Origin of the sequence: Delftia acidovorans NBRC 14950 (genome assembly GCF_001598795.1) — a bacterium.
GTDB lineage: Bacteria > Pseudomonadota > Gammaproteobacteria > Burkholderiales > Burkholderiaceae_C > Comamonas > Comamonas acidovorans.
This window is the reverse complement of record NZ_BCZP01000001.1, coordinates 486,845-504,680: the sequence shown is the minus strand read 5'-3', so window position 1 is coordinate 504,680 and position 17,836 is coordinate 486,845. Positions and strand designations below refer to the sequence as shown.

General features: G+C 67.6%; 14 protein-coding genes. 6 read left to right on the top strand and 8 right to left on the bottom strand.

The annotated features are described in order from the left end of the window. Positions 1–93 precede the first annotated feature (93 nt). On the bottom strand, positions 94–2,583 hold the full coding sequence (locus DA1_RS02220; RefSeq protein ID WP_034396400.1) for a DNA internalization-related competence protein ComEC/Rec2: 2,490 nt from the start codon (positions 2,581–2,583) through the stop codon (positions 94–96). Positions 2,584–2,756: 173 nt separating this feature from the next. On the opposite strand from DA1_RS02220, the gene DA1_RS02215 reads away from it, so the two are divergent. After that, on the top strand, positions 2,757–3,215 hold the full coding sequence (locus DA1_RS02215) for a RidA family protein (RefSeq protein ID WP_012206880.1): 459 nt from the start codon (positions 2,757–2,759) through the stop codon (positions 3,213–3,215). Between the two features lie 43 nt (positions 3,216–3,258). Here DA1_RS02215 and DA1_RS02210 read toward each other — a convergent pair whose 3' ends face one another. From DA1_RS02210 to DA1_RS02195, 4 genes are all read right to left on the bottom strand, one after another. Continuing rightward, a complete protein-coding gene (locus DA1_RS02210; protein WP_034396403.1) occupies positions 3,259–5,028 on the bottom strand; it encodes a methyl-accepting chemotaxis protein in 1,770 nt (589 codons plus the stop codon). A gap of 127 nt (positions 5,029–5,155) precedes the next feature. Continuing rightward, entirely contained in the window at positions 5,156–7,543 is a 2,388-nt protein-coding gene (parC, locus tag DA1_RS02205) for a DNA topoisomerase IV subunit A (RefSeq protein WP_034396406.1), read from the bottom strand. A 39-nt stretch (positions 7,544–7,582) separates the two neighbouring features. Further along, positions 7,583–8,455 carry a lytic transglycosylase domain-containing protein gene (locus DA1_RS02200; protein WP_034396409.1) on the bottom strand — a complete coding sequence of 291 codons (873 nt, stop codon included), beginning with the start codon at positions 8,453–8,455 and terminating at the stop codon, positions 7,583–7,585. A gap of 3 nt (positions 8,456–8,458) precedes the next feature. Further along, positions 8,459–10,441 (bottom strand): DNA topoisomerase IV subunit B, encoded by a 1,983-nt coding sequence (locus DA1_RS02195; protein ID WP_034396412.1) that lies wholly within the window; start codon positions 10,439–10,441, stop codon positions 8,459–8,461. A 160-nt stretch (positions 10,442–10,601) separates the two neighbouring features. On the opposite strand from DA1_RS02195, the gene DA1_RS02190 reads away from it, so the two are divergent. From DA1_RS02190 to bamC, 5 genes are all read left to right on the top strand, one after another. After that, a complete protein-coding gene (locus DA1_RS02190; protein ID WP_034396415.1) occupies positions 10,602–11,828 on the top strand; it encodes an MFS transporter in 1,227 nt (408 codons plus the stop codon). Between the two features lies 1 nt (position 11,829). Continuing rightward, positions 11,830–11,979, top strand: coding sequence for a hypothetical protein (locus DA1_RS30995; protein ID WP_013801118.1), 150 nt, complete (start codon positions 11,830–11,832; stop codon positions 11,977–11,979). Between the two features lie 71 nt (positions 11,980–12,050). Next, on the top strand, positions 12,051–12,620 hold the full coding sequence (locus DA1_RS02185; RefSeq protein ID WP_034396418.1) for a class I SAM-dependent methyltransferase: 570 nt from the start codon (positions 12,051–12,053) through the stop codon (positions 12,618–12,620). A 75-nt stretch (positions 12,621–12,695) separates the two neighbouring features. Next, positions 12,696–13,592: a 4-hydroxy-tetrahydrodipicolinate synthase gene (gene dapA / locus DA1_RS02180; RefSeq protein WP_012206888.1), complete on the top strand. Its 897-nt coding sequence runs from the start codon at positions 12,696–12,698 to the stop codon at positions 13,590–13,592. A gap of 41 nt (positions 13,593–13,633) precedes the next feature. After that, positions 13,634–14,746 (top strand): NlpB/DapX family lipoprotein, encoded by a 1,113-nt coding sequence (gene bamC, locus DA1_RS02175; RefSeq protein ID WP_034396421.1) that lies wholly within the window; start codon positions 13,634–13,636, stop codon positions 14,744–14,746. Positions 14,747–14,930: 184 nt separating this feature from the next. Here bamC and DA1_RS29450 read toward each other — a convergent pair whose 3' ends face one another. From DA1_RS29450 to DA1_RS02160, 3 genes are all read right to left on the bottom strand, one after another. Continuing rightward, complete coding sequence (locus DA1_RS29450) at positions 14,931–15,215, bottom strand: hypothetical protein (RefSeq protein ID WP_012206890.1); 285 nt, start codon at positions 15,213–15,215, stop codon at positions 14,931–14,933. A 387-nt stretch (positions 15,216–15,602) separates the two neighbouring features. Continuing rightward, entirely contained in the window at positions 15,603–16,733 is a 1,131-nt protein-coding gene (locus DA1_RS02165; RefSeq protein ID WP_013801115.1) for a cupin domain-containing protein, read from the bottom strand. Positions 16,734–16,836: 103 nt separating this feature from the next. Beyond that, complete coding sequence (locus tag DA1_RS02160; RefSeq protein WP_034396427.1) at positions 16,837–17,796, bottom strand: AraC-like ligand-binding domain-containing protein; 960 nt, start codon at positions 17,794–17,796, stop codon at positions 16,837–16,839. Between the last annotated feature and the right edge of the window lie 40 nt (positions 17,797–17,836).

Here is a 17,836-nt window from a genome sequence, read left to right as displayed (position 1 = left end):
AGCCCTCGTATCGCACCAGTGTAGCGATAGGTAACCTCAATCCGGACAAGCGGTATCCAGCATATGCATCCTGTTCCGCCATCGGCGCACGCCCTATCCGCCCTGCCCCTGCGTGACGTGCACATCCCAATAGCGGCGCGCCCTTTCCCGCTCGCAGACCAGGTGCACGGGGTCCGAAGAGCGCCAGTGAGCCGCGCCGCAGCGGGCCGACTGCACCACGCCGGCGCCATGGGCCTCATAGCGACGCACCACCTCGGGGACAGGATGGCCATAACGGCTGCGATATCCCGCCTGCACCATGGCCCAGCGCGGTGCCAGGGCCTGCACCAGGGCGGTGCTCGATGAAGTGCGGCTGCCGTGGTGGGGCACCAGCAGCCACTGCACGGGCGTGAGGGCGCCGGCCCTTGCCAGTGACCGCTCCTGCCCAGCCTCGATGTCACCGGCCAGCAAGGCCTGCACGCCAGATGCCGAGCGCAGCAACAGCACGCAGCTGCCCGCATTGGCATGGGCCAGCGCCCGTGCGGAGGGCAACCGTTCGCCGGCAGACGGATGCAGCACCTCCAGCCGCACGCCATCCCATTCCCAGTGCTGGCCCGCCTGGCAGCGGCGCACAGCGCCCAGACCGGCCAGCGCAGGGTCGAGGATCACGGAATCCGATCCCCAGACCTCCGCCTGCGGCTGCGCGGCATGCACGGCCAATGCACCGCCCGTGTGGTCATTGTCGCGGTGGCTGAGCCACAGGGCATCCAGCCTCAGACCCAGAGCCTGCAACAGCGGCACCAGCACCCGGTCGCCGGCATTGCTGTCCATGCCGTACTGCGGCCCCGTGTCATACAGCAAGGCATGCCGCGCCGTGCGCACCAGCACGGCATTGCCCTGGCCTATGTCCACGGCCATCAGATCGAACTCGCCATGCGCCGGTGCTGGCGACGGCCACCACAGGGCCGGCAGGCACATGGCCAGGCCCCAGCAGCGCCATCCGGCAGGCACCGGAGCCACCAGCGCCAGGCCACCGCACAGCGCAGCCAGCCCTGCCCACAGCGGCGGCTGCGGCAGTTGCACCACGGCCCATGCCCACTGGTCCAGCCATTGCAGCAGCTCCAGCAGCGGGGCCAGCGCCAGCGCCGCGCCTGTCCACAAGGGAGGCCACAAGGCCCCCAGCAGGGCCAGCGGCGTGACCACGAAGGTCACCCAGGGAATGGCCGCCAGATTGGCCAGCAGCCCCGACAGCGACAGCTGGCCGAACAGCATCAGTCCCAGCGGCGCCAGCGCCAGCGAGATGCGCCATTGCTCGCCCCACAAGGCCAGCGCACGGGCAGGCAGCGAAGGCCGCTGCGCGCCCTGCATGCGCGCATCGGTGGCCAGCAGCACGCCCACGGCCACAAAGCTCAGCCAGAAGCCGGCCTGCCACAGGGCCCAGGGGTCCAGCACCACGACCACGGCCAGCGCCAGGCACCACACGGCGGGCCAGGGCCAGCGCAGTCCGGCGCCGCGCAACGCAGCCACGCTGGCCAGCATGCAGACGGTGCGCTGTGCCGGCAGGCCCCAGCCGCTGAACAGCGCATAGCCACCCGCCAGCAGCACGCCGGCCAGCAGGGCCGCCTGCGGCGCAGGGCACCACAGGCAGGCTCGTGCGCTGCAGCGCCAAAGCCGCCCCACCACCAGGGCTGCCAGCCAGGCGAACAAGGTGATGTGCAGGCCGGAAATGCTCATCAGATGGGCCACGCCGGTATGCCGGAACAGCGCCCAGTCATCCCGCGCAATGGCCTGCTGATCGCCCATGGCCAGGGCGGCCACCACACCCAGCATGCGCGGCGCATGGGCAGGGTCCAGGCCGATGCGCTGCAGGGATGCCGCAAGCGCGGCTGTGCGACCCAAGATGGCATCGCGCATCTGCTGGCGCCAGCGCTGCAGGGCATGGCTGCCGGTGTCGGCCAGTTGGCGTGCAGCGGGCTGTTCGCGCACATGGCCCGTGGCCTGCACGCCCTGCTCCCACTGCCACAGCTCATAGTCGAAACCATGGGGATTGCGCGCGCCATGCGGGCGCTTGAGCCGCACGGTCAGCGCCCAGCGCTGGCCCGGCCGCAGATCGGGCAGCATGGCAATACCCCTGGACTGCCGGCCCCGGGGGGCATACCATGACAGTTCGATCAGTGCAGGAAACGGCGCCAAGACCTCTTCGCTGCCGACGATCCGAGCCTGCTCCACCTCCATGCGCCAGCGCATGCCCTGGGCCATGTTCTGGGGAAGCGATGCCACGACGCCGACGATGCGCAGGTCACGCCCCTCCAACGGCGCAGACAGCGCCTGGCCCGCAAAGTCCTGAGCCCGCCAGCCGGTCAACCCGCCCACCAGCAAGGCAGCGCAGACAGCGGCCCACAGGCGGTGCACACCACGGCCCCGCCGGCCTGCCCATGCCCTCCATGCCAGGCCTGCCAGCCCCATGCCCGCCAAGAGCAGATACATCCACAGCGGCCACAGGCGCGGCTGCGTGACCTGCCAGGCCGCACCGGCCACGCAGCCGAGCAGCAGGGGCGTCCAGGAAGACGGCGAGAGGGTTTGGGCAGGTGCCGCAGGGTGCATCCACACATGCTAGGAGCGGATGCCGCGCAGCCACCATGCAGCGCCTCGGATTCAGACAACAATCAGACTGGCGGAAGCCCAGGCCCTGACAAGCCAGGGTGCAAGGGGCTGTGTCACACTGTCCGCCACCCCGGCACTGGTGCCGGATTTTTCTTGTCTCGAAGGAATCAACGATGAGCGTTTACGAACAACTGAAGGCCCTGAACATCGAACTGCCGTCGCCTGCCATCCCGGCGGCGGCCTACGTGCCCTATGTGCAGACGGGCAATCTGGTGTTCCTGAGCGGCCATATCGCGCGCAAGGACGGCAAGGTCTGGGCCGGCCAGCTGGGCCGTGATCTGCAGACTGCCGACGGCCAGCAGGCCGCGCGCGCCATCGCCATCGACCTGATGGGCACGCTGCAGCATGCCGCCGGCGGCGACCTGGGCCGCGTGCGCCGCATCGTCAAGCTGATGTGCCTGGTCAACTCCACGGGCGACTACACCGAGCAGCACCTGGTGGCCAACGGCTGCAGCGAGCTGCTGGGCCAGGTCTTCGGCGATGCCGGCACGCATGCGCGCAGCGCCTTCGGCGTGGCCCAGATCCCGCTGGGCTCCTGCGTGGAAATCGAGCTGATCGCCGAACTGGCCTGATCGGCAGCATGCCGCCGCACGGCGCCGCCGTGCTCGCAGGCGGCTAGAAACTCTCCCATTGGCCATCCTCGGCTGCCGGTGCGGCAGGCCGGGGTGCCGAGGCCAGCTTGGGCGCCGCCGCCCTTGCGGCGGCAGGCCGCGCGGCAACCGGCCCGGCAGCCGCAGGCGCCACGGCTGCTGCCGGCCGCCTTGGCGCTGCGGCAGCGCTGTGCGCAGTGCGCACCGCCGGCGCAGCCTGCCTTGCGAGCGTCGTCGGCGAAGGCGCCAGGTGCGCCACCTTGAACACCGCCACCGTGCGCGACAGCTGCTCGGCCTGCTCCCGCAGGCTTTGCGCTGCAGCCGCGCTTTGCTCGACCAGGGCCGCGTTCTGCTGCGTCATCTGGTCCAGCTGTCCCACAGCCTGGTTGACCTGGGCCACGCCCGCGCTTTGCTCCGAAGAGGCCGCCGTGATCTCGCCGATGGTGTCGGCCACGCGCTGCACGGACTGCACGATGCCCTCCATGGTGGTGCCCGCGTCGCCCACCAGGCGGGCGCCGTCCTCCACCCGCTCCACCGAGGCGCCGATGAGCTGGCGGATTTCCTTGGCAGCCGCCGCGCTGCGCTGTGCCAGCGTGCGCACCTCGCTGGCCACCACGGCAAAGCCCCGGCCCTGCTCGCCGGCGCGGGCCGCCTCCACGGCGGCGTTCAGCGCCAGGATGTTGGTCTGGAAGGCAATGGAGTCGATGACGCCCACGATGTCGGCAATCTGCCTGCTGCTGTCGTTGATGCCCTTCATGGTCTCGACCACCCGGGCCACGACCTCGCCGCCGCGCTGCGCCACCTGTGACGCACCCGCCGCCAGGCTGCTGGCCTGCTGCGCACTGCTGGCGCTTTGCTGCAGCGTGCTGGTGAACTGCTCCATGGCGGCAGCCGTCTCCTGCAGGTTGCTGGAGGTCTGCTCGGTGCGCACGGACAGGTCCTGGTTGCCGGTGGCGATCTCGGCGCTGGCGATGGCGATGCTGTCCGTGCTCTGGCGCACCTGCTGCACCATGCCCGACAGCGATTCGCTCATGGCCTGCAGCGAGCGCAGCAGGTCGCCGAATTCATCAGCACGCTGCGCCTGTCCCTGCACGCCTGCGCTCAGGTCGCCTGCGGCAATGCGTTCGGCCAGTTCGCTGGCCTCGGCCAGGGGCCGGCGGATGCTGGCAATCAGGAAATGGGCGCCGATGACGATGCCCAGCAGCAGCACGCCCACGGCCGCAGCGGCAAAGCCCACGGTGAGCCTGCGCGAGGCTGCCGTCTCTTGCTGGCTGCTGCGCGCCACCTGCTCCTGCATCTGCACGAAGTCGCGCAGCGACTGCAGGTAGGCATCCACGGCGGGGTTGTAGGACTGCTTGACCAGGACCAACGCCTGGTCCTGCCGGCCGTCGGCCTTGAGCTGGCGTGCCTGGGCACGCAGTTCGATCATGGTCTTGCGGGCTGCCGCAATCCTGGCCATCTGCGCCTTGTCTGCGTCGGACAGGGGCATGGCTTCCAGCGATTTCTGCACCTCGGTGATCCGCGCCGAGGTGGCGGAGATCACGTCCTTGAACTCGGCCTCGACGGCGGCATCACTGCTGACCACCACGGCCTGGGTGCGGGCTGCGTTGGTTTCAGTCAGCCCCATCCAGCGCACGGCGGCCTGGACCCGCGCCTGCATCTCCTGGGTCACCGCCTCGGACCGGGCCTGGACCTGGGCCGAGCGATAGCCCGACAAGCCGACCACGCCCACCAGCGCCACCACGATGGCGGCCACTGCAAGCCACAGCTTGTGTGCCATGCGAAGTCGCAGCATATCCAGTCTCCCTCATTTTGGAAGACTCCATGTTGAGGCCTGGAAGAGGGCCTGGTGGGCGGAAAAACCCAGAGGAAACCCCTGATCCGCCCCTTTCGCGGAGGGCATTGCAGGGGCAGCCGCGCTCTTACTCCACGCGCGTCACGCTTTGCGGCTTGAAGCCCAGGTCGGCCGACTTGCCCTTGCGGCCGCGCGTGCCACGGGCATTGTTGAGACTGCGGATCTCCAGCGTCTCGCTGCGCTCCTTGCCGCCGCGGCCCAGGCCATCGATGCGGATGCTGCGCGTGTAGGCGGCAGCGCCCGCCAGCGTGTCCTTGTCCTCCAGATCGAGCAGCATCAGCCCGCGACCGCCCTTGGCCATGTGCTTGAGGCTGGCGATCTCGAAGGTGAGGATGCGGCCACCCGTGGAAGCGCAGATCACATGCGTGGCCGGCAGCAGCAGGCCCGCGCCCTGCTCGCCTTCCTGCGGCTCGGCACGTGCGCCCATGGGCACGCCGTAGGCCGTGGACGGGGCGCACAGCGTCTCGCCATCGGCAAGCGTGACGAAGGCCTTGCCCGCCTTCTGGCGCGAGACCATGTCGCTCACCATGGCCACGAAGCCGTAGCCACCCGACCCCGACAGCAGCAGCGCCGTGCCCTCGGCACCGGCGAAGTAGTACAGGATCTGGGTGCCGGCCTCCAGCTCGATGAGCGTGGTCACGGGCTGGCCATCGCCGCGCCCGCCGGGCAGTTGGGCCACCGGCACCGAATAGATGCGGCCGTTGCTGCCAAAGGCCAGCAACTGGTCCACGGTGCGGCACTCGAAGGTGCCGTGCAGGCTATCGCCGGCCTTGAAGCTCAGCGTGCCCGCATCGACGCCATGGCCCTGGCGCGTGCGCACCCAGCCCTTGTCCGAGATGATGACCGTGGTGGGTTCATCGACCACCTTGACTTCGGCGACGACCTTCTTTTCCTCCTGGATCAGTGTGCGGCGCGCATCGGCGAACTGCTTGGCATCGGCCTCGATCTCCTTGCAGATCAGGCGGCGCATGGTGCTTTCGCTGCCCAGGATGTCTTCGAGCTTGCCTTGCTCCGTGCGCAGCTCCTTGAGTTCCTGCTCGATCTTGATGGCCTCCAGCCGCGCCAGCTGGCGCAGGCGGATTTCAAGAATGTCGTCGGCCTGGCGCTCGGACAGCGCAAAGGCATCGATCAGCGCCTGCCTGGGCTCGTCGCTGGCCCGGATGATGGCGATGACCTTGTCGATGTTCAGCAGCACGGCCTGGCGGCCTTCGAGGATGTGGATGCGGTCCAGCACCTTGGCCAGCCGGTGCTGGCTGCGCCGCGTGACCGTGGTCTGGCGGAAGGCGATCCATTCCTCGAGCATCAGGCGCAGGCTTTTCTGCACCGGGCGGCCATCCAGGCCGATCATGGTCAGGTTGATGGAGCTGGACGACTCCAGGCTGGTATGCGCCAGCAGTGCCGTGATCAGTTCCTGCTGCGGCACCTTGCCGGTCTTGGGCTCGAAGACAAGGCGCACCGGCGCATCCTTGCTGGACTCGTCGCGCACGCCGTCGAGCACGGCCAGCATGCTGGCCTTGAGCTGGGTCTGTTCCTGGCTCAAGGCCTTCTTGCCGGTCTTGACCTTGGGATTGGTGATGTCCTCGATCTCTTCGAGCACCTTCTGCGCCGAGACGCCGGGCGGCAGCTCGGTCACCACGATCTGCCACTGGCCGCGCGCCAGCTCCTCGATCTTCCAGCGCGCGCGCAGCTTGAGGCTGCCACGGCCCGTGCGATAGGCGTCCTGGATGTCGGAGGCGCTGCTGATGATCTGCCCGCCACCCGGATAGTCGGGGCCGGGGATGATCTGGAACAGTTCCTCGTCGCTGAGCTGGGGCCGCTTGATCAGGGCCACGCAGGCGTCGGCCACCTCGCGCAGGTTGTGGCTGGGGATTTCCGTGGCCAGGCCCACGGCAATGCCGCTGGCGCCATTGAGCAGGGCGAACGGCAGGCGCGCGGGCAGTTGCTGCGGCTCCTGCGTGCTGCCGTCGTAGTTGGGCACGAAGTCCACCGTGCCCATGTCGATCTCGTCGAGCAGCAGGCCCGTGATCTTGGACAGGCGCGCCTCGGTGTAGCGCATGGCGGCTGCGCCGTCGCCGTCGCGGCTGCCGAAGTTGCCCTGACCATCGACCAGCGGATAGCGCTGGTTGAAGTCCTGCGCCATGCGCACCAGCGCGTCGTAGGCCGACTGGTCGCCGTGCGGGTGAAAGCGGCCCAGCACATCGCCGACCACGCGTGCGCTCTTGACGGGCTTGGCCGCCGTGTTGTGGTTGGGACCGCTGTAGCTCAGGCCCATGCGGTCCATGGCGTACAGAATGCGCCGCTGCACGGGCTTGAGGCCGTCGGTCACATCGGGCAGTGCCCGGCCCTTGACCACGGACAGTGCGTATTCGAGATAGGCCCGTTGCGCGTACTGGCCCAGGTCCAGTGCATCGCCGGCCGCCTGTTGTGCCAGATCCAGAGAGGTTTGGTCGCTCATGAAGAAATTCGTGATCTCAAAAAATGCAATGAATGCCGCTCATTGCGGCGTGGGCAGTCCTGTGGGCAGCGTCATGCGCACCCGGGGCGTGGTGCCCGGCAACGCCGCTGCTGCAGGCGCTGCAGGGCCCGCGCGCTCGCGCCCGCCCTGCAGCTGCTCGTAGATGCCGAGCACGGCCTTCACGTAATTGCGGGTTTCCTGGAAGGGAGGGATGGCCTGGCCCGCGCGCCGCACGGCGCCCTCGCCTGCGTTGTAGGCGGCCAGCACCAGGTCCAGCCGGCCGGGGAACAGCCCCATCAGATGGTTGAGGTAGCGCGCGCCGGCCGGCACGTTGACGGCCGGATCGGCAAGTTGCTGCTGCACGCTGCGCTGGCGGCTGGCCTCCACGCCGAAGCGCTGGGCCGTGGCCGGCATCAGCTGCATCAGGCCGACCGCCCCCTTGGGCGAGATGGCCTGCGCGTCAAAGCCCGACTCGACGGCGATCACGGCCTTGAGCAGGTCGTAGTCCACGCCCGTGTGGTCCGCCGCCTTGCGCAGATGGCCGCGCACGCTCTTGTAGCGCGGCGAGATGTCGAAGAAGCTTTGCAGCCGCGTATGCGCCTGCAGCCTGCGGCCGGCATCGCCGCTGCCGTCAGCGTCGGCAGCAGCCTCGGCCTGCACCATCGGGGGCTTGAGCCCCTGCTCGGTGCTGTCGTAGACCGAGCCGCGAAAGTACAGCCTGTAGCGCTCGTCCAGCGCCTCGGCAGCGAAGTGCGTGATGCCGCGCTCGTCCACGAAGGCCCAGAGATCGGCATGCGCCGGCCGCGCCAGCCCCCACAGCGCCAGGGCCAGGCCCAGCGCCGCCAGCGCGCGCACCCCGGCGCCGCGCGCCGGGTGCGGGCGGTGCTTCGGGGCGGCGCGGAGCACAGTCATGGGTCAGATGTCGACTTCAATGGAGTCGCCATGGAGCTCCATGAGCTCGCGGCGCGCTGCGGCCTCGCCCTTGCCCATGAGCTTGGTGACGACCTGCTCGGCCGCCGCGAAGTCCAGGTTCATGAACTGCACGGGCAGCAGGCGACGCGTGTCGGGGTTGAGCGTGGTCTCCCACAGCTGCTCCGCATTCATCTCGCCCAGGCCCTTGAAGCGGCTGATCTGGCATTTCTCGCGCGGCACGCCGTCCTTGGCCGATTTGTCCAGGATGGCGGTCAGCTCGCCCTCGTCCAGCGCGTACATCTTGGCCGCAGGCTTCTTGCCGCGCGCAGGCACGTCCACACGGAACAGCGGCGGCAGCGCCACATGGATGTGGCCGGCCTCGATGAGCTTGGGGAAATGGCGGAAGAACAGCGTCAGCAGCAGCACCTGGATGTGCGAGCCGTCCACGTCGGCATCCGAAAGAATGCAGACCTTGCCATAGCGCAGGCCCGACAGGTCGGGCGTGTCGTTGGGGCCATGCGGGTCCACGCCGATGGCCACCGAGATGTCATGGATTTCGTTGTTGGCGAACAGCCGGTCGCGGTCCACCTCCCAGGTGTTGAGCACCTTGCCGCGCAGGGGCAGCACGGCCTGGGTTTCCTTGTTGCGGCCCATCTTGGCGCTGCCGCCGGCCGAGTCGCCCTCGACCAGGAAGACCTCGTTCAGGCTCAGGTCGCGGCTTTCGCAATCGGTGAGCTTGCCCGGCAGCACGGCCACGCCCGAGCCCTTGCGCTTTTCGACCTTCTGGCCCGCCTTCTGGCGGGTCTGCGCGGCCTTGATGGCGATCTCGGCCAGCTTGCGGCCCCATTCCACGTGCTCGTTGAGCCACAGCTCCAGCGCGGGGCGCACATAGCCGCTGACCAGGCGCACGGCATCGCGCGAGTTCAGGCGCTCCTTGATCTGGCCCTGGAACTGCGGGTCCAGCACCTTGGCGTTGAGCACATAGCTGGCGCGCGCAAACACGTCGTCCGGCATGAGCTTGACGCCCTTGGGCAACAGCGAGTGCATCTCAATGAAGGCCTTGACCGCCTGGAACAGGCCGTCGCGCAGGCCGCTATCATGCGTGCCGCCGGCGGTGGTCGGGATCAGGTTGACATAGCTTTCGCGCAGCGGTGCGCCGTCCTCGGTAAAGGCCACGCACCAGGCGGCGCCCTCGCCTTCGGCAAAGCTGTCGTGGTGGCGGTCGGCAAAGCCCTCGCCCTCGAACAGGGGGATGACCGCCTCGCCATGCAGGCTTTGCTGCAGGTAGTCGCGCAGGCCGCCCTTGAACTGCCAGGTCTGGGTGTCGCGCGTCTTCTCGTTGACCAGGGTCACCGAGACGCCGGGCATGAGCACGGCCTTGCTGCGCAGCAGGTGCATCAGCTCGCCCATGGGCAGCTGGGGCGATTCGAAATAGCGGGCATCGGGCCACACGCGCACGGTCGTGCCCTGCTTGCGTTCGCCCGCGGCCAGCGGCCGCGACTGCAGGGGCTCGACCACGTCACCGCCCGAGAAGGCGATGGTGGCCACCTTGCCCTCGCGGTGGATGCAGGCCTCAAGGCGCGTGGCCAGCGCGTTCGTGACCGAGACGCCCACGCCGTGCAGGCCGCCCGAGAAGCTGTAGGCGCCGCCCTTGCCCTTGTCGAACTTGCCGCCCGCATGCAGCCGCGTGAAGACCAGCTCCACCACGGGCGCCTTTTCCTCGGGATGCATGCCGAAGGGGATGCCCCGGCCGTCGTCTTCGACGCTGTAGGAGCCGTCAGAATGCAGGGTGAAGCGGATTTTCTTGCCGAAGCCGGCCAGTGCCTCGTCGGCCGCGTTGTCGATCACCTCCTGCAGCACGTGCAGGGGGTTGTCGGTGCGCGTGTACATGCCGGGACGCTGCTTGACGGGCTCAAGGCCCTTGAGCACGCGTATCGAGCCTTCGGAGTATTCGCTGGCGGAAGTGGGAGATGGTTTGACTGCCATGGGGGCGGATTGTAGTGCGCGGCCCGGCTCAGTGCTGGATGCATTCACAGTCATTGACAGTGACTATCCCGAAAAAGCCGCTGCCATCAAGGGCCGCGCTGGCGCATGGGCGACCCAAGCGGCACAGCGCAAAACCCGGAGTTTCGCTAAAGTTTGCCGCATGCACAAAAACAACCAACCCATGTCCATGGTGCAGATACTGCTGTGCGGGGGCGCAGTCGTGACGCTGTCCATGGGAATCCGCCACGGCTTCGGCCTGTGGCTGCAGCCCATCACCCAGGAGATGGGCTGGACGCGCGAGTCCTTCGCGCTGGCCATCGCCATCCAGAACCTGTCCTGGGGCGTGCTCGGCATCTTCGGCGGCATGCTGGCCGACCGCTTCGGCGCCTTCCGCGTGCTCCTGGTGGGCGCGCTGCTGTATGCGCTGGGCCTGGCCGGCATGGCCATGGCGCCCACGACAACCTGGTTCGCCCTGACGGCCGGCGTGGTGATAGGCGCAGCCCAGGCAGGCACCACCTATGCCGTGATCTACGGTGTGCTGGGCCGCCAGATTCCCGTGGCGCGGCGCAGCTGGGCCATGGGCGTGACGGCGGCGGCGGGCTCCTTCGGCCAGTTCTTCATGGTGCCCGTGGAAGGCAGCCTGATCTCGAACTTCGGCTGGTCCAACGCCCTGCTGCTGCTGTCGCTGTGCGCGCTGATGATCATTCCGCTGGCCTTCGGCCTGCGCGAGCCGGGCTTCCAGGCCGGCAACACCCGTCCCGTGCGCGACCAGAGCGCGGGCCAGGCCGTCGCCGAAGCGCTGCGCACGCCCAGCTTTGTGCTGCTGACGGCCGGCTACTTCGTCTGCGGCTTCCAGGTGATGTTCATCGGCGTGCACATGCCCAGCTACCTCAAGGACTACGGCCTGGCACCGCAGGTGGCCAGCATCTCGCTGGCGCTGGTGGGGCTGTTCAACATCGTTGGCACCTACGTGGCCGGCAACCTGGGCCAGCGCCTGCCAAAGCGCTACCTGCTATCCACCATCTACTTCACGCGCTCGGTGGTGATCGTGCTCTTCCTGCTGGCGCCGCTGACGCCCTGGTCGGTCTACATCTTCTCTGCCGCCATGGGCCTGCTGTGGCTGTCCACCGTGCCGCTGACCAATGCCACCGTGGCCCAGATCTTCGGCGTGCAGCATCTGTCCATGTTGAGCGGCATGGTGTTCTTCAGCCACCAGGTGGGCAGCTTCCTGGGCGTCTGGCTGGGCGGCTATCTCTATGACCACACGGGCAGCTACCAGGTAGTCTGGTACCTGGCCATCGGCCTGGGCGTGGCCGCCGGCCTGCTGAACCTGCCCATCCGCGAAGCCCCCGTGGCACGGTTGCGCGCGGCCCAGGCCGCTGCCTGACATGACGACATCCACCAGGCCCCGCCCACGCATCCTGCGCAGGCTGGCGCTGTGGGCCGCCGTGCTGCTGGTGCTGGGCCTGGTCTTCATGCTCTACCTGCAGCCGCAGTTCATGCTGGGCATGGCAGACCAGATCTGGGCCTGCTTCTGAAATGGAAGCGGCAGCTGCGAAGGCCTGCCGGCACAATGTCGGCCGCTTTCACTTTATTTCCAAAATTGCACATGCACGCAGCCACGCCGCCCTCGCCCTGGATCCAACGCTGGTCACACCTTCTGGCGCCCCAGGCCTCGGTGCTTGACGTGGCCTGCGGGCCCGGCCGGCACATGCGCTGGTTCCATGCGCGTGGCCACGCCGTCACCGGGGTGGACCGCGACGCCCAGGCCCTGGCCGGCCTGCAGGGCGTGGGCGAGCTGCTGTGCGCCGACATCGAAAACGGCCCCTGGCCCCTGCCCGGCCGGCAGTTCGGCGCCGTGGTCGTGACCCACTATCTGTGGCGCCCGCTATGGCCGGCACTGCTGGACAGCGTGGCCCCTGGCGGCGTGCTGCTGTACGAAACCTTTGCCCAGGGCAATGAGGCTTTCGGCAAGCCTTCCCGCCCCGATTTCCTGCTGGCGCCCGGCGAGCTGCTGCAGGCCTGCGCGGGCTGGCACATCGTGGCCTACGAGCACGGCCAGCTGGGCGAGCCCGATCGCATGGTCCAGCGCATTGCGGCACTGCGCCCCGATGCAACAGGCCGGGAACCCGTGGCCATGCTGGCGCATCAGAAGGCGTCAGGCTCTGCAATCGCCTGAATCCCTACAGGCGCCCGCCTTGGGCCTGCCTCCGACACTCGTTAGAATGATCCTTTCCCGTTTTTTCTTGCGGACATGACATCCTCCTCCGTCGCTCTCACTGGCAGCATCGTTGCCCTCATCACGCCCATGCACGAGGACGGTAGTGTTGACTACCCGGCGCTGCGAAAACTCATCGATTGGCATGTGGCCGAAGGCACGGACTGCATCGGCGTGGTGGGAACGACAGGTGAATCCCCCACCGTCAACGTGGAGGAGCACTGCGAAATCATCCGCGTGTCCGTCGAGCAGGCCGCAGGCCGCGTGCCCGTGATGGCCGGCTGCGGCGCCAACAGCACGCACGAAGCCATCGAGCTGGCCCGCTACGCCAAGAAGGTCGGCGCCGACAGCCAGCTGCAGGTCGTGCCCTACTACAACAAGCCCACGCAGGAAGGCCAGTACCAGCACTTCAAGGCGATTGCCGAAGCGGTGGGCGACCTGCCCGTGGTGCTCTACAACGTGCCCGGCCGTTCCGTGGCCGACATGCAGCACGACACCGTGCTGCGCCTGGCGCAGATCCCCGCCATCATCGGCATCAAGGAAGCCACGGGCAACATCGAGCGCGCCCAATGGCTGATCCGTGAAGTGCCCAAGGACTTCGGCGTGTACTCCGGCGATGACCCGACCGCTGTGGCCCTGATGCTGTGTGGTGGCCATGGCAACATCAGCGTCACGGCCAACGTGGCACCGCGCCTGATGAGCGATCTGTGCAAGGCGGCCCTGGCCGGCGATGTGCGCACCGCCATGGACATCCAGCTGCGCCTGATGCCCGTGCACAAGAACCTCTTCGTCGAGGCCAACCCCATTCCCGTCAAGTGGGCCGCAGCGCGCCTGGGCCTGTGCGGCCCGGCCATGCGCCTGCCGATGACACCTCTGAGCAAGAACCTGGAAGCCACCGTGGAAGCCGCCCTGGGCTCCGCTGGCCTGCTGTGAGGCGCCCCGCCTCACCGACCGAACGCACCAAGGATATTCGCGTGAAACAGCCCATTGCACGTCTGAGCCTGCTGAGCCTGGCCATCGGCCTGACAGCCTGCACGACCACGTTCCAAGAGAGCAAGATCGACTACAAGAGCGCCGGCAAGCAGCAGGCGCCCACCCTGGAAGTCCCCCCGGATCTGACCCAGCTGTCCACGGATTCCCGCTATGCCGTGCCCGGTGGCGTGGTCTCCGCCGCAGCCATGGAAGCCAACTCCAAGGCGCAAAAGCCCAGCGAAGGCCGCACGGCCACCGTTGCAATGGGCGATGTGCGCATCGAGCGCAACGGCGAACAGCGCTGGCTGGTGATCAAGCGCCCGGCGGACCAGCTGTGGGAGCCCGTGCGTGACTTCTGGCTGGAAAACGGCTTCATCTTCACCACCGAAGACCGCCAGCTGGGCATCATCGAGACCGACTGGGCCGAGAACCGTGCCAAGATCCCGCAGGACGTGATCCGCAAGACGCTGGGCAAGGTCTTCGACGGCCTGTACTCCACCAGCGAGCGCGACCGCTTCCGCACACGCCTGGAGCGCTCGGCCGACGGCTCCACCGAGGTCTACATCACGCACCGCGGCATGCAGGAGGTCTACACCAGCGCCCAGAAGGACCAGACCATCTGGCAGCCGCGCCCCTCGGATCCGGAACTGGAAACCGAATTCCTGCGCCGCCTGATGGTCAAGCTCGGTGTGAGCCAGGAGCAGGCCGATGCCGTGGCCAAGGCCAACACCACCACGGCAGCCGCCACCGGCAGCGTGCGCATGGAATCCGCCAACGGACAGCCCGTGCTGCAGATCGACGAAGGCTTTGACCGCGCATGGCGCCGTGTCGGCGTGGCCCTGGACCGCACGGGCTTCACCGTGGAGGACCGTGACCGCAGCCGCGGCATCTACTTCGTGCGCTATGTCGCGCCTGACGCCAAGGTCGAGCCCAAGGGCTTCTTCAGCAAGCTGTTCAGCCGCTCGCCCGATGCGGCCGCGCCGGTCAAGTACCAGATCCAGGTGCGCAGCGAAGGCGACAAGTCCACCGTCACCGTGCTCAACACCCAGGGCCAGCCCGAGACATCGGCCAATGCCCAGCGCATCGTGCGCGTCATCACCGACGACATGAAGTAAGCAAGCCTCTTTTCGGGCCTTGGGGCGGCAGCGTCTGCCCTTGGCTTGCAGCCACCGCGCAGTCATTTGCCGGTGGCTTTTTTACTGGACCAAAGCAAAGCGAAGGCGAAAAAAAAACCGCAGCCCGAAGGATGCGGTTTTTTCGCGGCAGAGGCCGAAACCTCTGCCATCGGCGAGGGCCGAATTACTGCTTGGTGGCTTCCTTGGCGGCAGCGTCGGCAGCAGCCTTGGCGGCGTCTGCAGCGGCAGCGTCAGCAGCGGGAGCAGGTGCTGCAGCGTCAGCGGCAGGCGCTGCGGGAGCAGCAGCGTCGGCGGCGGGAGCAGCAGGAGCTTCTGCGGGAGCGGGAGCTGCCGGTGCGGGAGCTTCAACGGCGGGTGCGGGAGCGGGGGCCGGAGCCTCTTCCTTCTTGCCGCAAGCGGCCAGAGCTGCAGCAGCGATCACGGTAGCCAGGATCAGAGAGTTCTTCATCACAGTTTCCTAGAGAGTAGGTAAGAAGACAGTACACAGGAGGGGCCCCGCCACTTGCGCCACCGGATGCGGGCAACCGGTACGCGGCGGCCAGGCCACGTCAAACACATTCATTCGACTTGGAGCGAATTATAGGGAGATTTTTTCAAGGCTGACTGAAACTGACAACCTCTGAACAATTCCGCACAAATCCTCTTGCCAAGTCCGAATGGGGCAGCAAGAAGCTGCCTTGGCGTCCACTGTGTAACAAAACCAGGTTGCTGTCAATTTACTGACGAACCCAAGACAATTCTTTACAAATCTATCGGAGTCCGCTATGAATCAGCAGAACGCTGTCAACGGTGAATGCCCGAACTTAGCATGACTGCGTCACAGCGTCTACCCGGTTCAGGACAGCGGCCCGCCTCGTACCCAGCCGGCGTCAAACCAGGAGGACAGCAGCTCCAGCGCGTCATCGCTGGCCTTGGCCAGATCGGCGCGTGACAGGGCACGCGTATCGGCCAGCTTGCGCATCAGGGTGGCATCGCGGCCACCGGCCAGATAGCTTTCGCCGTTGATGAAGATGTGTTTTGCGTCATACATCATGCGCGTGCGGCGGTCGAGGACCACGCTCTCGAACATGCCGTGTTCCTCGCCATGCTCGAACCAGACATTGGCCTTGGGCTCGGTCATGTACTCGCCCAGCGCGCGCTCCAGCGCCAGCGGCTCGGCCAGCGCGCGCTCCAGCGCCTTGCGCGCGAAGTCGTGCAGGCTCGACGGAATCTCGCCCGGGGCCTCTACGGCGGGCTGGTCGGGATCGCGGTAGACCATGGGCGCTTCGGGTTCATCGGGCTCGTCGGACATGCGCAGCAGCAGCTCGCGGGCCAGTTCGTCGCGCGCGGGCGAGCGAAAGCCGATGGAGTAGGTCATGCACTCGCCCTCGGCGATGCCGTCATGGGCCCACTTGGGCGGCAGGTAGAGCATGTCGCCGGGCTCGAGCACGAACTCCTCCTCGGGCTCGAAATTCGAGAGCACCTTCAGCGGCACATCGGGCTGCAGCGAAAGGTCCTTCTGGCGGCCGATGCGCCAGCGCCGGCGGCCATGCGCCTGCAGCAGGAAGACGTCGTAGCTGTCGAAATGCGGGCCCACGCCGCCCTGGTCGGTGGCAAAGCTGATCATCAGATCGTCCAGCCGCGCCTCGGGCACGAAGCGGAACTGCTGCATCAGCTGGTGCACGCCGTCGTCGTGCAGATCCACGCCCTGCACGAGCACGGTCCATCCGGGCTTTTGCAGCGAGGGCAGGCTGCGGCGCGACAGCGGGCCGTGGCTGAGCTTCCAGTGGCCACCGTCCTGCTGCTGGATCAGGCGCGACTCCACACCGTCCTCGCCTGCCATGGCCAGCAGCCTGGCGCGGGGAATCAGGGGCTTGAAGCCCGGGATTGCCTGGCGCACCAGCAAGGGCTTCTTGTGCCAGTGGCGGCGCATGAATTGGGAAGCGGTAAGCCCGCCCAGCAGGGCAAGCGGTGTGTTGGTGTCCATGAAATGGTCCGAAGTGAGCGAAGAGACAGGGCGGCATTGTCCTATGCGGGCATTGCCCTGTCCTGGCGCCAGCGCAAGCTGCCCCGCAATGGCTTCGTGGCAGTCAGCCGGCCGGCTTGCGCATGGCCCTGAAATCCGAGGGCGACAGGCCCGTATAGATCTTGAAAGCGCGGCTGAAATGCGCGGTGCTGCCAAAGCCGCAATCCATGGCGACCTCGGTGATGGTGCGCTGCGCCTGGGCGGGCTGCAGCAGCTCGCGCATGCACAGCTCCAGGCGGCTGTGCTGTATGAAGGCGCCCAGGCTGGTCTGGCTGTCCGCGAAGGCGTTGTGCAGATGGCGCTTGCTGCAGTTGAGCGCGGCGGCCACCGACTCCACCGACAGGCCCGGGTCGCGCAGATGGGCCGCCACATGGGCGCGGATGCGGTCCTGCAGCGCCAGTTGCTGCGTGCCTGCCGTGCCCTGCCCTGCCAGCTCCTGCAGCGACAGATGGACCATGTCCACCAGCAGCTCGCCCGCGCGGCGCGCCAGATGCGGCGCCATGCCGGGCAACTCCTGGTAGGTGCTGCGCATGGTTTCCAGCGCGATGCGGGCAATGCCCGAGCTGCCGCCCACATTGCGCCCCATCAGCCCTTCCAGCCGGATGCCCCGGTCCACGATGGCCTGGCGCGGCAGCATCACGATGAGGTGTTCGGACCATTCGGGGTTGGTGACCTCGTACTCCTGCGCCGTGTCATAGATCACCCAGCTGCCCTTGCGCACGCTGGCCTCGCGGTTGTGCTGGCGCACGCTGGCCACGCCCTCCCAGGGCGCGACGATCTTCAGATAGGGGGACTCATGGGCGCGCAGGCCCTGCATGCTGCGCATGACGCGGTGGCGGCCCGCCTCCAGACGGGTCAGCACCACATCACCGGCATTGGCCACGCGCACATGGCCTTCGAACAGGCGATCGCCATAGACATCGGTATCCAGGCCCGCAAACAGGCGCGACATCCAGGCGTGCCAGGCCGACGCCGTCTCGCCGGGCGGCAGTCCGTCGGTGCTCAACACCATGGCATCGGTCATGTGCGGTCTCTCCTGCTCGCCGCACGGGTGAAGGATCTGT

Excerpts from the sequence above, each read along its gene's own strand:
- DA1_RS02220 (WP_034396400.1), bottom strand. The coding sequence starts at position 2,583 with ATGCACCCTGCGGCACCTGCCCAAACCCTCTCGCCGTCTTCCTGGACG.
- DA1_RS02215 (WP_012206880.1), top strand. The coding sequence starts at position 2,757 with ATGAGCGTTTACGAACAACTGAAGGCCCTGAACATCGAACTGCCGTCG.
- DA1_RS02210 (WP_034396403.1), bottom strand. The coding sequence starts at position 5,028 with ATGCTGCGACTTCGCATGGCACACAAGCTGTGGCTTGCAGTGGCCGCC.
- parC (WP_034396406.1), bottom strand. The coding sequence starts at position 7,543 with ATGAGCGACCAAACCTCTCTGGATCTGGCACAACAGGCGGCCGGCGAT.
- DA1_RS02200 (WP_034396409.1), bottom strand. The coding sequence starts at position 8,455 with ATGACTGTGCTCCGCGCCGCCCCGAAGCACCGCCCGCACCCGGCGCGC.
- DA1_RS02195 (WP_034396412.1), bottom strand. The coding sequence starts at position 10,441 with ATGGCAGTCAAACCATCTCCCACTTCCGCCAGCGAATACTCCGAAGGC.
- DA1_RS02190 (WP_034396415.1), top strand. The coding sequence starts at position 10,602 with ATGCACAAAAACAACCAACCCATGTCCATGGTGCAGATACTGCTGTGC.
- DA1_RS30995 (WP_013801118.1), top strand. The coding sequence starts at position 11,830 with ATGACGACATCCACCAGGCCCCGCCCACGCATCCTGCGCAGGCTGGCG.
- DA1_RS02185 (WP_034396418.1), top strand. The coding sequence starts at position 12,051 with ATGCACGCAGCCACGCCGCCCTCGCCCTGGATCCAACGCTGGTCACAC.
- dapA (WP_012206888.1), top strand. The coding sequence starts at position 12,696 with ATGACATCCTCCTCCGTCGCTCTCACTGGCAGCATCGTTGCCCTCATC.
- DA1_RS29450 (WP_012206890.1), bottom strand. The coding sequence starts at position 15,215 with ATGAAGAACTCTCTGATCCTGGCTACCGTGATCGCTGCTGCAGCTCTG.
- DA1_RS02165 (WP_013801115.1), bottom strand. The coding sequence starts at position 16,733 with ATGGACACCAACACACCGCTTGCCCTGCTGGGCGGGCTTACCGCTTCC.
- DA1_RS02160 (WP_034396427.1), bottom strand. The coding sequence starts at position 17,796 with ATGACCGATGCCATGGTGTTGAGCACCGACGGACTGCCGCCCGGCGAG.